Origin of the sequence: Trinickia sp., assembly GCF_051953405.1 — a bacterium.
Classification (GTDB): domain Bacteria; phylum Pseudomonadota; class Gammaproteobacteria; order Burkholderiales; family Burkholderiaceae; genus Trinickia.
Genome location: NZ_JBQCIV010000110.1, coordinates 1 through 13,230, shown reverse-complemented (window position 1 = coordinate 13,230; position 13,230 = coordinate 1). Strand labels below are relative to the sequence as shown.

The following is a 13,230-nucleotide window of genomic DNA, read 5'->3' as shown; positions in this document are numbered from 1 at the left end:
AAGCGCGGTTGACGGCGATTTTAGCGGGTCCGATCGCCCGTTCACCGAGAGGGCACGGGGCCCGTGCGCATCGAGCGACGGTAAGCGCGAAAGCTCTCCACGATGCTCGAGCGGCGGACATGGGGCAGCGCGATACGGCGGCAGGCGTGCTCGCCGACGAACATGAGCACGGCGAGCGGCAGCGTCAAATAGTTGGCGAAAGTCGACCAGGTGTCGAGCGAAGCCGTGGCGAAAAGCAGCGCCGAAACGGCCACGACGACGACGAAAAACGACGTCCAAGCGGCCGTGATCCGCCGCGTGTAAGCGGCAACCTCGGGTGCCAGCGGCCTGCCGTGAACCATCGCGGCAAACCGGCTGCACAGCGGCTCGCGGCCCCGCGCGAGCGTCCTGCCGAACACCCACCCGAGCGCACCGTTGACGAGCGCATGCTCGAGAAACAGGCCCCATTCGTAATGGCGCACGAGGACACCGCGCGAGACCCATAGCGCCACGGCGGCGGCGGCCAAGAGCGGCAGGAGCAGGACACGGCGCGGCGAGGAGAGTGCGGTGCCGAGCGCCAGGAGGGCCGCCGGCGCAAGCACGAGCGCGAGTCCCAACCCGGCGAGCCCCGGCGCGCCGACGACATGGTGAGCGCCGGCTTCATAGGCGATCACGAGCGCCGCGCCGGCGATACCGCGCGCAATCGAGCCGATTCGATTCACTCGATGTCTCCCCGCTGCGAACGACCTGCTATAACACCCGAATGAAACCGTACGAAAGAAAGAGAAGCTAATACCATTTCTGAAAAACGCTGCGCGCGCGACTACGATGGTTGCGTTCGATGGATCATACGGAGTTCGCGTGACGCCGGTGATTCGTTTTGTAACCTTTTTGTACAGCGATCGGCGCACCCGGATGACGGGTTCGGGGACGAACGGCCCGTGGGGCCAGGTGTGGCGCGCCGGGGCGAGATCGTACGGCGAAGACGAACGGTTGTTCGGCCGCTTCATTCGGTAACCTTTCCGAGTATACGTCACGAAAGGCATCGACTAAAATCGCTCGGACTTGAACGGGCCCCTTTATTGCTTGAGCGGCTTGCAAACGGCTTTGCGGGAGGCCCGCGAAACGGGTGACCGGTCAGCTCGCCCCTCCCCGCAGTCAGTGGGTCGTAAGTATGATGAATGAACTTGAAAGAGAACTCGCGGAACTGATGATTCGCGAATTGAACCTTGAAGAGGTTCGAATCGCCGACGTTTCGGCAGAGACGGTCCTCTATGGCGAAGGCTTCGGGCTCGACTCCATCGATATCCTCGAAATCGCCTTGCTGATCTCGAAGAAGTACGGCTTCGAGCTGCGTTCGGACAATCCCGACAACAAGAGAATCTTCGCGACACTCGGTGCGTTGGCACAGTACGTGGCCGAGCATCGCGTGCGCTGATTGCCAAGGCAAGAGTCCCGATGAAAGCATTGGTGACGGGCGGCAGCGGGGCGTTGGGGCAAGCGATCTGCGAAGCGCTTGCTCGAGCCGGCCATGACGTTCATGTGCACGCGCACCGCCACTTGGAAGCGGCGCAGGCGGTGGCCGCGCGCCTCGTTCGGGCCGGCGGCGCGGCACAGGCGATCGCGTTCGACGTTACCGACGAAACGGCGTCGCGCGCCGCGCTCGAGCGCCTGCTCGAAGACGGCCCCGTGCAAATCCTCGTGAACAATGCGGGCATCCACGACGATGCCCCCATGGCCGGCATGTCGCAGCAGCAGTGGCGCAGCGTCATCGATGTGACGTTAAACGGTTTTTTCAACGTCACCCAGCCGCTGTTGTTGCCGATGATACGCACGCGCCACGGACGGATCGTCAATATCGCCTCGGTGTCGGCATTGACCGGCAATCGCGGACAAACGAACTACGCGGCCGCGAAGGCCGGACTCATCGGTGCCACGAAGTCGCTCGCGCTCGAACTGGCCTCGCGCGGTATTACCGTCAACGCGGTGGCGCCGGGCATTATCGAATCGCCGATGACGGAGGCGGTATTCCCGCCCGAACGCGTTAAGCAATTGGTGCCGGTGGGCCGCAGCGGCAGGGCCGACGAGGTGGCCGCGATGGTCGCCTATCTCGTCTCGGACGCCGCCGCATTCGTGACCGGGCAGGTCATGTCGATCAACGGGGGGCAGCTATAGCTGCGCGCGCGGGCACGGGCAATCGAAGCGGACCTGGAGCGGACGCCGAGCCGAGCCCGAGCAGACCCCGAGCGCACGTGCAAGCACCTAGCCGTCCAGTCACGAGGAGCGGATCTATGACGAATCAATCGAGCCTGGCCGATATGCCGAGTTGGGATGTTGCCGTGATCGGCGGCGGACCGGCAGGTTCGACCGCGGCGACCTTGCTGGCCGACGCCGGCTACCGTGTGCAATTGCTCGAGAAGGCGCGTCACCCGCGCTTTCATATCGGCGAATCGCTGCTACCGGCCAATTTGCGACTGTTCGAGCGGCTCGGCGTGGGCGAGGCCGTGCGCGAAATCGGCATGATGAAGCCGGCCGCGGAATTCGTGTCGCCGCAGCATGGCGATCGGCTCGAACGTTTCCCTTTCGCCGAGGCTTGGGACAAGTCGATGCCTTACGCCTACCAAGTGCGTCGCTCGCAGCTCGACGAGATCTTGCTGCGTAACGCGGCCGTTCACGGCGCCGACGTCGTCGAAGGGTGTCGAGTTCGCGACGTCGAATTTCTCGACGGTAGCAACGGCGCCATCGTGAGCGCAACCCGCGACGATGGGCGGCCCTACCGATGCCATGCGCGTTTCGTGGTGGACGCGTCCGGCCGCGATACGGTGCTAGCCAACCGGATGCGCACGAAACAGCGCAATAGGAAGCACACGAGCAGCGCGCTGTATGCGCACTTTCGCGACGCGCACCGCCATTCGGGCGCGGACGAAGGCAACATCACGATCTATTGGTTCGAGCACGGCTGGTTTTGGTTCATCCCGCTCTCGGACGGCGCGACGAGTATCGGTGCCGTCGTATGGCCGCATTATCTGAAGCAGCGCCCGCGCGGCACGTCGATCGAGGCATTTTTCCTCGACACGATCGCCCTCTGCCCAGCCCTCGCCGAGCGGCTTCGCGACGCGAAGCTCGTATCGCAGGTCGAGGCGACCGGCAATTTCTCGTATTCGGGCGACGTGACGCACGGGCGCAACTTCGTGCTGCTCGGCGACGCGTTCGCTTTCATCGATCCGGTGTTCTCGACGGGCGTGATGCTCGCGATGCACAGCGCGTTCCTCGGCGCGGAAGCGATCGATGTCTGCCTGCGCGACCCGGCTCGCGCCGACGCGGCGCTGGCGAAATTCGACCGCGGCATACGCCGCGGGCCGCAGGTGTTTTCCTGGTTCATCTACCGCATGACGACCCCGGCCATGCGCGATCTGTTCATGAACCCGCGCAACGTGTTTCGCGTGAAGGAGGCGCTGCTGTCGGTACTCGCCGGCGACATCTTCGACGACACGCCGATCTGGCCGTCGCTGCGCACCTTCAAGGCCATCTACTATGTGTCGGCCGTGCTGGCCGCGCGCCGCTCGCTGCGCGCGTGGCGGGCGCGCCGCCGGATGTTGCGGCAAGCCGACGAAGCAGGGATGGCGGCAGGGTGAGGCGCGAAATGGCCGTTGCACGGCTCGAACCGATTCGACACGAACGCGTCCGCTTGGCCGCGACGCCTACCGCTATGCCGATGCCCGTTCCCGTCGCTTCGAGTACCCACCTCGTGCTGATCCCGAGCTACAACCCGGGACCGAAGGGCGACGATACTGTGCGCCAGGCACGCGGACAGTGGTCGCCCGTTTGGGTCGTGGTCGACGGCAGCACCGATGGCAGCGCCGAACGCCTGCAGGCCATGGCGCGGGACGATCCGGGGCTGCGCGTGATCGTGCTGCCGCACAACCGCGGCAAGGGCGCGGCGGTGCTGGCGGGCCTGAACGAAGCGGCCGCGCACGGGTTCACGCACGCGCTGACGATGGATTCGGACGGTCAGCATCCGGCCGAGCTGATCGGCGCCTTTATGGCGGCGTCACGCTCGCGGCCCGATTGCATGGTGCTCGGACTGCCGAAATTCGACGAGAGCGCGCCGCGCGTGCGCGTGCTCGGGCGCAAGCTATCGAACTTGTGCGCCGACATCGAAACGCTGTGGGCCGGGATCGGCGATTCGCTGTTCGGCTTCCGCGTTTATCCGATCGCGCCGCTGCGCGCGCTCATGTCCGGCCGGCGCGGGATGCGGGGCTTCGATTTCGATCCCGAAGCGGCCGTGCGCTTATGCTGGCGCGGGGTGAAGCCCATCAACGTCGAGGCGCCGGTGCGCTACTTCAAGCGCGAGGAGGGCGGCGTTTCGCATTTCCGCTACGGCCGCACCAACGTCGTGCTGGTGTGGATGTACCTGAGGCTGTTGTTCGAGTTCGTGCTGCGTTTGCCGCTGCTCGCCCTGCGCCGCTTATCGTAGGTCGGGCGCCGCTAGTGCCGGACCGTTCGGCCGGCGCGCCAGGCAAGCCCGCCCGACGATGCTATCCTCTCGTCCGATTCAACTAGCGCCAAGACGCGCCACCTTTCTCATGACCGACCTCATCAAGCGCGCTTCAGCGGAAGCGCGCGCCTTTGCGCGCGGCGATCGCGCCGATCGCGCCGATCGCACGCGCCGTGCGCAAGCCGCTTCTTCCAAACGCGTCTCGCGCGCGGCCCGGGCCGACGCGATCGACGAAGCCGACGGCCGCAACGCCCCGCGTATCGACCTGCCGCGCAAACCGCGCTTCGCGCCCGTCACGTTCTCGGAAGAGCGCGGCGTGCGCTATTTGCACTTCGGTACCGAGTGGGTACAGGGCGCGATGCGCATCAACAAGCCCGACCGTATCGAACTCGAGTACGCGCAGCAAATGATGGCATGGCTGGTGTTCCTGGAAACGCCGAAGCGGGTGGTGCAGCTCGGCCTCGGTGCGGCGGCGCTCACGAAGTTCGCTTATCGGTTCCTGCAGCGTGCCCATGTCGAGGCCGTCGAGCTCAATCCGGCGGTTGTCGTCGCTGCTCGCACGATGTTCGCCTTGCCGCACGACGACGCGCGTTTGACGGTGCATGAAATCGACGCATGGGATTTCGTGAACGATCGCGCGAACCACGGGACGATCGGCGCGATGCAGATCGATCTTTACGATGCGACGGCACGCGGGCCCGTGCACGACACCGTGGCGTTCTATCGCGCCGTGCGCGCGTGTCTGACCGGCGCCGGGATCGCGACGATCAACCTGTTCGGCGATCACCCGAGCTTCGTGCGAAACATGAAGCACTTGAACGCCGCGTTCGACGGCCGGGTGATCGCGCTGCCCGAAGTCCACGAAGGCAACCGCATCGCGCTCGCTTTCTCGGGCCCGGCGCTCGAGATCGAGTACGCCGCGCTCATGAGCCGCGCGAAGCTGATCGAGGCGCAGCTCGGCTTGCCCGCGCGCCGCTGGGTGAAGGCGTTGCAGCAGGTGCGCACGACGAGCGCGGGCAAGGCGCCGACGTCCAAGCCTGTCGCGTTCGCGATTTGATCGCTTCGCCTGCCTAGCCGACCTAGCCTCCGACCTAGCCTCGCCCGCGCGCAAGTACGCCGGGCGGGCTTGCGCGAGCGCTCTGGCCCCGGGTCTGTCCCGCTTGACCGTTCGGGCAACGCTCTTATACTCTTCCCAAGCTTAATAAGCTGAAGGATGCTGGCCGGCCGCGCTCCATGCGGGTGTCGGGCTGGCGCTGATCCGGGACGCGCTCCTCGAGAGCCGGTCCGGCGGGGTGGATAAAGAGTAAAAGAGGAGACGTCATGGCTCACAATGCCGACGCCAATCGAGCCTCCAAGCACTGGCTCTGGCTACTGGTCATACCCTGGATCGCGATGATCTGGGTACCGTCGTACAACAAGGTCGAACCGCAACTGGCCGGCTTCCCGTTCTTCTACTGGTACCAGCTGTTCTGGGTACTCGTGAGTGCCGTCATCACGGCCCTGGTCTACTTCAAGACCAAATCGAAACCGCGTTCGAGCACGGGCGCCGCTGCCGGAGACGCTCGATGAACGCAACAGCAACCTTCGTTTTCGTCCTGTTCTTCATCGGGGTGACGATCCTCGGTTTCGTCGCCGCGCATTGGCGTCGCGGCGACCTCGCCCATTTGGAAGAGTGGGGTCTCGGCGGCCGCCGCTTCGGGACGGTCGTCACGTGGTTCCTGCTCGGCGGGGACTTATACACGGCCTACACGTTCGTGGCCGTGCCGGCACTCGTCTTCGGCGCGGGCGCGACGGGCTTTTTCGCGTTGCCTTATACGATCCTCATCTATCCGTTCGCGTTCGTGGTGTTCCCCAAGCTGTGGGCCGTCGCCAAGCGCCACGGGTATGTGACGTCGGCCGACTTCGTCAACGCGCGCTACGGTAGCCGGACGCTGGCGCTGGCTGTCGCGGTGACGGGTATCGTCGCGACGATGCCCTACATCGCGCTGCAGCTCGTCGGCATCGAAGTGGTGATCGGCGGTCTCGGTTTCGATACGACGGGCTTCGTCGGCGATCTGCCGCTCATCATCGCGTTCGCGATTCTCGCGGCCTACACGTACACGTCGGGCCTGCGCGCGCCGGCCATGATCGCGGTCGTCAAGGATCTGCTGATCTACATCACGATCATCGCGGCGATCATCGTCATTCCGGCACAGCTCGGCGGCTTCGGCCACATCTTCAGCGTCGTGCCGCCCGCGAAGCTGCTGCTGAAGGCGCCCGACGTCGCGAGCATGAACGGCTATAGCGCGTACGCGACCTTGGCCGTCGGGTCGGCACTCGCCTTGTTCCTGTACCCGCACTCGATCACGGCCATTCTCTCGTCGTCCTCGGGCAACAGCATCCGCCGCAACATGGCCATGCTGCCGGCGTACTCGCTCGTCCTCGGTTTGCTCGCGCTGCTCGGCTACATGGCGCTCGCATCCGGCGTGAAGGACATGCCCGAGTTCGCCCCGTACTTCAAGGCGTTCGGCCCGAACTTCGCCGTGCCGGCATTGTTCCTGCACTTTTTCCCATCGTGGTTCGTGGGCGTCGCCTTTGCGGCCATCGCCATCGGCGCGCTCGTTCCGGCGGCCATCATGTCGATCGCCGCGTCGAACCTGTACACGCGCAACATCCATAAGGAGTTCGTGAACCGCAACATGTCGCCCGAGCAGGAAACGGGCGTCGCCAAGCTCGTTTCGCTGATCGTCAAGGTGGGGGCCGTCGCCTTCATTCTCGGCTTGCCGCTCACGTATGCGATCCAGTTGCAGTTGCTGGGCGGGATCTGGATCATCTAGACGCTGCCGGCCATCGTGCTCGGCCTGTACACGCGCAAGCTCGATTCGCGCGGGTTGCTGGCCGGCTGGGCGGTCGGTATCGCGGTCGGGACGTGGATGGCCGGTTCGACGGGGCTCAAGAGTTCGATCTTCGCGCTCCATTTCGGCGGCTACGCTATTCCGGGTTACGCGGCCGTGTGGTCGCTGATCGTCAATCTGGTCGTCGCGATCGTCGTCAGCATCGCGGTCCGCGCGATCGGGATGAGCCATGCCGAAGACCGGACGCGTCCGGAGGACTACCTCGACGTGGTCGAAGGTTGAAGCCCGGCGCACCGCTTGCCTGTCGTGGCGGGCGGTGCGCAGGCTTCGATTCAGTGCCAGGGCGGCTGCGTGCCGCCCTTTTTCACGTCTATCGCACGCGTCGCGCAACTCGACGACGTGCCGCGTTTAACCGACAATCGCCCCTGTGATCAATCGCGTTCGCCCCCTTCGATGGCTGGCGGCGTCGCTCGCCAGCGTCGTCGTCTCGCCCTACTATCGGTACCGGCACGCCAGCGTGCTGCACGCCTTTCGCGTCGGCATGGCCATGCTGGTGTCGATCCTCGTCACGACCGGCATCCATGTGCCGAACGGGATCTGGGCGTCGGTGACGGTGCTCGTCGTCATCGGCGGCTTGCAGCATCACGGCAATATCCGTAAGAAGGCGGCCGACCGGGCCCTCGGAACGATGCTCGGCGCGCTGGTCGGGCTCTTGCTGATCATGCAATTGCACGTGATCGGTTCGATGCCGCTCACCTATGTGCTCATGGCGATTGCAGCCGGCGTGTGCGGTTACTACGCGATCGGCCAGGCGGGCTATATCGCGCTGCTGACGGCCATCACGATCTGCATTGTCGCGGGTCACGGCGACAGCACGATCGATACCGGGCTGTGGCGCACGCTGAACGTGATGATCGGCATCGCCGTCGCGCTCGCCTTTTCGTTCGCGCTGCCGCTCTATGCCACCTATTCGTGGCGCTATCTACTCGCGCGGAATCTACGCGAATGCGCGCGGATTCGCGCCCGGATCGCGCGCGGCCGGCCGCTCGACGTCGAAGCGCATGTCGCCGCCTTCGCCGCCTTGAATGCGCGCTTGGTCAAACTGCGTTCGCTGATGCCGTCGGTGGCGAAAGAGGTCGATATTCCGGTCAAGCGCCTTGAGGCGATCCAGCGATTGCATCGCTCGACGCTCAGCGCGCTGGAGATGATGTCCACGAGTGCGGCGATGCACCCCGAGGTTTTGCGCGGGGCGGAAAACGAAGGCTATACCGAGCGTGCCGTGTTGCTTCGTATGGCGCGGGCGCTGCGGTTCGGTTCGGAATCGCGCGCGGGAGAGCGCCTGGCGGCACCGGTGCCCGGCAGGGACGGCGAGGCGACGAGCGAAAGCGGGGAGCGGGCCGGCGTACCCGACGACGCGCTGCCGGGGCCGCGTTGGATTGCCGAGTGGTTCGCGGAGCAAGTCGATGCGCTGCGGGCATTGCTCGCCGATACGGAACGGCACTGGCATATCGAGGGCGATGCCGCGGCGCGCGCGCAGATGCGCAGCCGGCGCTGAGCCGAGCAGCGCTTGGCGCTAGCGCGGCCCGGCAAACGCTAGCCGGCCGGCGGCCGCGAATCGTGCGGGAGTGCGGGAGTGCGGGAGTGCGGGAGCGCGCCGGTGCGGCTGCCTTCGCACCGACACGCCGAGCCCTAGCCCCAGCGCTCAGGGCTCCTTGTTCTCGACGTTGACCATCCACGGCACGCCGAATTGATCGGTGACCATGCCGAAGCCCTTCGCCCAGAACGTCGATTGCCACGGGAAGCGCACCTCGCCGCCCTCGGCGAGCGCATTGAAGATCTTCTCGCCTTTGTCCACGCTATCGAGCGACACGGAAATGCTGAAGCCCGAGTAGGTGGGCTTCGTTGCCCCGTCGGGCGGGCCGTCCGTGGCCATCAGCGTGGTCTGCCCGACCTTGAACGAGGCATGCATGATCCGCTCGCCGGCTTCGCCTTGGGCCGCGTATTCGCCCGGGGCTTCCTTGTGGCGCATCTTGAACGTGATCTCGGCACCGAGCGCCCGTTCGTAGAAGGCGAGCGCTTCGTCGCAGCGGCCGTAGAAGTGCAGATAAGGCTGAACCACCATCATCGTGACCTCCTGGAGCAAAGGGGCATGCCCATGCGGATACCCATTAGCGCAGCGCGTCGATCAGCTTTTCGAGCTTGATCGCATCGGCCGCGAACGCACGGATACCCTCGGCGAGCTTTTCCGTGGCCATCGCATCGTCGTTCAACTGGAAGCGGAACGACGATTCGTCGACGGCGAGGCGCTCGATCTTGGCGTCCGCGCCGGATTCGGCCGAGAGTTTGCGCTCGACCTTCTCGTCGCTGTCATGCAGCTTTTGCAGCAGATCGGGACTGATCGTCAGCAAGTCGCACCCCGCGAGTTCGACGATCTGGCTCGTCGTGCGAAAGCTCGCGCCCATGACCTCCGTGCCATAGCCGAAGTGCTTGTAGTACGCGTAGATGCGGCGCACCGATTGCACACCCGGATCGTTCGCGCCGCCCATCTTGGCTTCATCCCACTCGCTGCCGGCTTGCTTCTTGTACCAATCGTAGATGCGCCCGACGAACGGCGAGATCAGTTTGGCGCCGGCTTCCGCGCAGGCGGCCGCTTGCACGGGCGAGAACAGCAGCGTCATGTTGCAGTTCACGCCTTCCTTTTGCAGCACTTCGGCGGCGCGCACGCCTTCCCAGGTCGAGGCGAGCTTGATCAGCACGCGTTCGCGCTCGATGCCGGCCGCTTCGTAGAGCTTGATGAGTTCGTGCCCTTTCTCGATCGAACGCTTGGCATCGAACGAGAGCCGCGCGTCCACTTCCGTCGATACGCGTCCCGGGATGATCTTGAGGATTTCGCAGCCGAACGCGATCAGCAAATGATCGATAATGGCCGTAGCGGGCTTGCTCGCGTGGGCACGGACGGTTTGCTCGAGCAGGGGCTTGTAGGCGTCTTTCTGCACCGCCTTCAAGATGAGCGATGGGTTCGTCGTGGCGTCGCGCGGCTTGTATTGCGCGAGTTGTTGGAAGTCGCCGGTATCCGCGACGACGGTCGTGTACTGCTTCAATTGTTCGAGAGCATGAGTCATGTCGATTCTCCGACGCGGAGCGTCTTCCGAATAGGGTTGGATGAGGGTCGCACCGCGAAAACGGCTCGACCCGCTGCGAATGCGACTATTTTAGGCCCGTCGAGTCTAGACCGCGACCCGGGACCCCATCGGCGCCGAACGACCTGCGCTTACGCACGCCGGGCGTTCAGCACGATTTGCGTGATGACGCCCGCGACGAGGCCCCAAAACGCCGAGCCGATCGAAAGCAGCGTGAGCCCCGAGGCCGTCACCATGAACGTGACGAGCGCCGCTTCGCGCTCGCGCACGCTGCTCATTGCGTTGGTCAAGCCGCTCATGATGGAGCCGAACAGGGCGAGCGCGGCCACCGAGACGACAAGCGCTTTCGGCAGCGCGGCGAACACGGCGGCGATCGTCGCGCCGAAAATGCCGGCGACGAGGTAGAACAGGCCGCACCAGATCGCCGCCGTATAGCGCTTGGTGCGATCTTCGTGCGCTTCGGGCCCCGTGCAGATGGCGGCGGTGATCGCGGCGAGCGTGATCCCGTGCGAGCCGAACGGGGCGAGCAGCAACGAGACGACGCCCGTTGTCGAGATGAGCGGCGTGGAGGGCGTCGTATAACCGTCGGCACGCAACACCGCGAGCCCGGGCATGTTCTGCGAGGCCATCGCGACCACGAACAGCGGCACGCCGAGGCTCACGGCGGCCGATAGCGAGAAGCGCGGCATCGTGAAGACGGGATGCGCGAGCGCGACGTGAAAGCGGCTGAAGTCGATGAGGCCGAGCGCGCTGGCGACTGCCGTGCCGACGACGAGCGTCGTCAAGATGGCATAGCGCGGCAGCAGGCGCTTCATGAACAGATAGACGAAGAACATGGTCAGCACGAGCGCGGTTTGGTACTGGGCCGCGTGAAAGATCTCGATGCCGATTTCGAACAGGATGCCGGCGAGCAGCGCCGAAGCGATGCCGGCCGGCACGCGCTTCATGAGCGCGTCGAACCAGCCGGTCAGCCCGACGGCCGTGATGAGGACGGCGCTCACGATGTAGGCGCCGATAGCGTCCGCATACGGCACGTGCGGCAGTGCCGCGATGAGCAGAGCGGCGCCGGGCGTGGAATAGGCGACGACGACAGGCGCGCGAAAACGCAGCGACAGCAGGATCGTCGCGAACGCCATCCCGATCGAGAGTGCCCAGATCCACGACGAGACCTGCGCATCGGAGAGCTGGGCGGCGCGGCCGGCTTGGAACACGAGGACGAGCGAACTCGTGTAGCCGGTCATCATCGCGACGAAGCCCGCGACGATCGCATGCAGCGAGGTATCGGCGAACGGTTGAGTCAGCGCTCGGCGAATCGAGGGCGAGCCGGACAGATCGGGTGAGGAAGGGGAAGTCATCGGGTTGAGGCTGGCTGACGGCTGAATGGCTATAGCGGCTAAAAGGCTGAACGACTAAACGACTAAACGACTAAATGACCAAATGACGAATCGACTGAAACGGGCTACCTGGACTCAGGGATCGCCGGTAACCGCGCGCCGCGCGATGCTGAACGATCGAGCGGCGAGCCCAAGCTATTTACTGAGCTTGCGCATCGCGGTTTCGAGCCCCGCAAGCGTCAGCGGATACATGCGTTCGCCGAGCAACTGACGGATGATGGACACCGACTGACGATATTCCCACAATCCTTCGGGCTCGGGATTGAGCCATACATGATGCTCGAAACGATCCGCGAGGCGGCGCAGCCACACGGCTCCGGCCTCCGGATTGTTGTATTCGACGGAGCCGCCGGCCTGCAACACTTCGTACGGGCTCATCGTCGCATCGCCCACGAAGATGAGTTTGTAATCGGGCGTGTACTTGTGCAGCACGTCCCAGGTCGGCATGCGCTCGACGTGCCGGCGCCGGTTGTTCTTCCACAGGTGATCGTAGACGCAGTTGTGGAAGTAGTAGAACTCGAGGTGCTTGAACTGCGCTTTCGCCGCCGAGAACAGTTCCTCGGTGCGCTTGATGTGATCGTCCATCGAACCGCCGACGTCGAGCAGCATCAGCACCTTAACCGTGTTGTGCCGCTCGGGTACCATCTTCAAGTCGAGCCAGCCGGCATTGGCGGCGGTGCCGCGAATCGTGTCGGGCAGGTCGAGTTCTTCGGCCGCGCCTTCGCGTGCAAAGCGGCGCAGCCGCCGCAGCGCGACCTTGATGTTGCGCGTGCCGATTTCGACCCCATCGTCGTAATCGCGGTAGCCGCGTGCCTCCCAGACCTTGACGGCAGTCCGATTGCCGGCCGATTTGCCGCCGATCCGAACGCCTTCGGGGTGGTAGCCGCCGTTGCCGAACGGCGACGTGCCGCCGGTACCGATCCACTTGCTGCCGCCCTCGTGGCGCTCCTTTTGTTCGTCGAACAGTTCCTTGAGCCGCTCCATGAGCTTGTCGATCCCGCCCAGCGCTTCGATCTGCGCCTTTTCCTCGGCCGACAGCTCGCGGCGCAACTTGGCTTCGAGCCAATCGAGCGGCAGCTCGAAGGCTTCGTCGGTCAGTTGCTGGACGCCCCGGAAATACGCGCCGAACGCTTGATCGAACTTGTCGAAGTAGCGTTCGTCCTTGACGAGCGTGAGGCGCGCGAGATAGTAGAAATCGTCGAGCGAGGGCCCGATCACGCGTGCTCGCAAGGCCTCGACCAGCGTCAGATATTCCTTGACCGACACCGGCAACTGGGCCGCGCGCAGCGTGTAGAAAAAGTCGATCAGCATGCCGATGCCTCTGATGGCGCAACGGCTTGCGCGGGCGCCCGAGCGTCGAGCGGCCAGGCGCACGACGCTCGGGC

Annotated in this window: 12 protein-coding genes and 1 pseudogene; 8 read left to right on the top strand and 5 right to left on the bottom strand. The window is 64.9% G+C overall.

The features are described 5' to 3' along the window. Positions 1–41: 41 nt before the first annotated feature. Positions 42–701 carry a hypothetical protein gene (locus ACTHN9_RS19010; protein WP_440538321.1) on the bottom strand — a complete coding sequence of 220 codons (660 nt, stop codon included), beginning with the start codon at positions 699–701 and terminating at the stop codon, positions 42–44. Positions 702–1,156: 455 nt separating this feature from the next. Between ACTHN9_RS19010 and ACTHN9_RS19005 the strand changes: the two genes are divergently transcribed. From ACTHN9_RS19005 to ACTHN9_RS18970, 8 genes and pseudogenes are all read left to right on the top strand, one after another. After that, the gene (locus tag ACTHN9_RS19005) at positions 1,157–1,417 is read left to right on the top strand and encodes a phosphopantetheine-binding protein (RefSeq protein WP_440538345.1); all 261 of its coding nucleotides are present in this window, start codon (positions 1,157–1,159) and stop codon (positions 1,415–1,417) included. Positions 1,418–1,437: 20 nt separating this feature from the next. After that, a complete protein-coding gene (fabG, locus tag ACTHN9_RS19000) occupies positions 1,438–2,154 on the top strand; it encodes a 3-oxoacyl-ACP reductase FabG (RefSeq protein ID WP_440538320.1) in 717 nt (238 codons plus the stop codon). Between the two features lie 116 nt (positions 2,155–2,270). Beyond that, positions 2,271–3,614: an NAD(P)/FAD-dependent oxidoreductase gene (locus ACTHN9_RS18995; RefSeq protein WP_440538319.1), complete on the top strand. Its 1,344-nt coding sequence runs from the start codon at positions 2,271–2,273 to the stop codon at positions 3,612–3,614. Between the two features lie 80 nt (positions 3,615–3,694). After that, positions 3,695–4,456: a glycosyltransferase family 2 protein gene (locus tag ACTHN9_RS18990; RefSeq protein WP_440538318.1), complete on the top strand. Its 762-nt coding sequence runs from the start codon at positions 3,695–3,697 to the stop codon at positions 4,454–4,456. Between the two features lie 109 nt (positions 4,457–4,565). Beyond that, positions 4,566–5,534, top strand: a complete 969-nt coding sequence (locus ACTHN9_RS18985) for a spermidine synthase (RefSeq protein ID WP_440538317.1) — start codon at positions 4,566–4,568, stop codon at positions 5,532–5,534. Between the two features lie 263 nt (positions 5,535–5,797). Then, complete coding sequence (locus tag ACTHN9_RS18980; protein ID WP_440538316.1) at positions 5,798–6,046, top strand: DUF3311 domain-containing protein; 249 nt, start codon at positions 5,798–5,800, stop codon at positions 6,044–6,046. Beyond that, positions 6,043–7,593, top strand: a pseudogene (mctP, locus tag ACTHN9_RS18975) (monocarboxylate uptake permease MctP). Before ACTHN9_RS18980 ends, mctP begins: the two are co-directional and overlap by 4 nt. 145 nt (positions 7,594–7,738) lie before the next feature. Beyond that, the gene (locus ACTHN9_RS18970; protein ID WP_440538315.1) at positions 7,739–8,866 is read left to right on the top strand and encodes an FUSC family protein; all 1,128 of its coding nucleotides are present in this window, start codon (positions 7,739–7,741) and stop codon (positions 8,864–8,866) included. A 147-nt stretch (positions 8,867–9,013) separates the two neighbouring features. On the opposite strand, the gene ACTHN9_RS18965 is transcribed toward ACTHN9_RS18970, so the two are convergent. From ACTHN9_RS18965 to ACTHN9_RS18950, 4 genes are all read right to left on the bottom strand, one after another. Further along, positions 9,014–9,433: a VOC family protein gene (locus tag ACTHN9_RS18965; RefSeq protein ID WP_440538344.1), complete on the bottom strand. Its 420-nt coding sequence runs from the start codon at positions 9,431–9,433 to the stop codon at positions 9,014–9,016. A 46-nt stretch (positions 9,434–9,479) separates the two neighbouring features. Continuing rightward, a complete protein-coding gene (tal, locus tag ACTHN9_RS18960; protein ID WP_440538314.1) occupies positions 9,480–10,433 on the bottom strand; it encodes a transaldolase in 954 nt (317 codons plus the stop codon). 149 nt (positions 10,434–10,582) lie between these two features. Beyond that, positions 10,583–11,806 carry a benzoate/H(+) symporter BenE family transporter gene (locus tag ACTHN9_RS18955; protein WP_440538313.1) on the bottom strand — a complete coding sequence of 408 codons (1,224 nt, stop codon included), beginning with the start codon at positions 11,804–11,806 and terminating at the stop codon, positions 10,583–10,585. Positions 11,807–11,980: 174 nt separating this feature from the next. Beyond that, positions 11,981–13,156 (bottom strand): vWA domain-containing protein, encoded by a 1,176-nt coding sequence (locus tag ACTHN9_RS18950; RefSeq protein ID WP_440538343.1) that lies wholly within the window; start codon positions 13,154–13,156, stop codon positions 11,981–11,983. Positions 13,157–13,230 lie beyond the last annotated feature (74 nt).

Excerpts from the sequence above, each read along its gene's own strand:
- ACTHN9_RS18950 (WP_440538343.1), bottom strand. The coding sequence starts at position 13,156 with ATGCTGATCGACTTTTTCTACACGCTGCGCGCGGCCCAGTTGCCGGTG.
- tal (WP_440538314.1), bottom strand. The coding sequence starts at position 10,433 with ATGACTCATGCTCTCGAACAATTGAAGCAGTACACGACCGTCGTCGCG.
- ACTHN9_RS18995 (WP_440538319.1), top strand. The coding sequence starts at position 2,271 with ATGACGAATCAATCGAGCCTGGCCGATATGCCGAGTTGGGATGTTGCC.
- ACTHN9_RS18965 (WP_440538344.1), bottom strand. The coding sequence starts at position 9,433 with ATGGTGGTTCAGCCTTATCTGCACTTCTACGGCCGCTGCGACGAAGCG.
- ACTHN9_RS19005 (WP_440538345.1), top strand. The coding sequence starts at position 1,157 with ATGAATGAACTTGAAAGAGAACTCGCGGAACTGATGATTCGCGAATTG.
- ACTHN9_RS18955 (WP_440538313.1), bottom strand. The coding sequence starts at position 11,806 with ATGACTTCCCCTTCCTCACCCGATCTGTCCGGCTCGCCCTCGATTCGC.
- ACTHN9_RS18985 (WP_440538317.1), top strand. The coding sequence starts at position 4,566 with ATGACCGACCTCATCAAGCGCGCTTCAGCGGAAGCGCGCGCCTTTGCG.
- ACTHN9_RS18990 (WP_440538318.1), top strand. The coding sequence starts at position 3,695 with ATGCCCGTTCCCGTCGCTTCGAGTACCCACCTCGTGCTGATCCCGAGC.
- ACTHN9_RS18980 (WP_440538316.1), top strand. The coding sequence starts at position 5,798 with ATGGCTCACAATGCCGACGCCAATCGAGCCTCCAAGCACTGGCTCTGG.
- fabG (WP_440538320.1), top strand. The coding sequence starts at position 1,438 with ATGAAAGCATTGGTGACGGGCGGCAGCGGGGCGTTGGGGCAAGCGATC.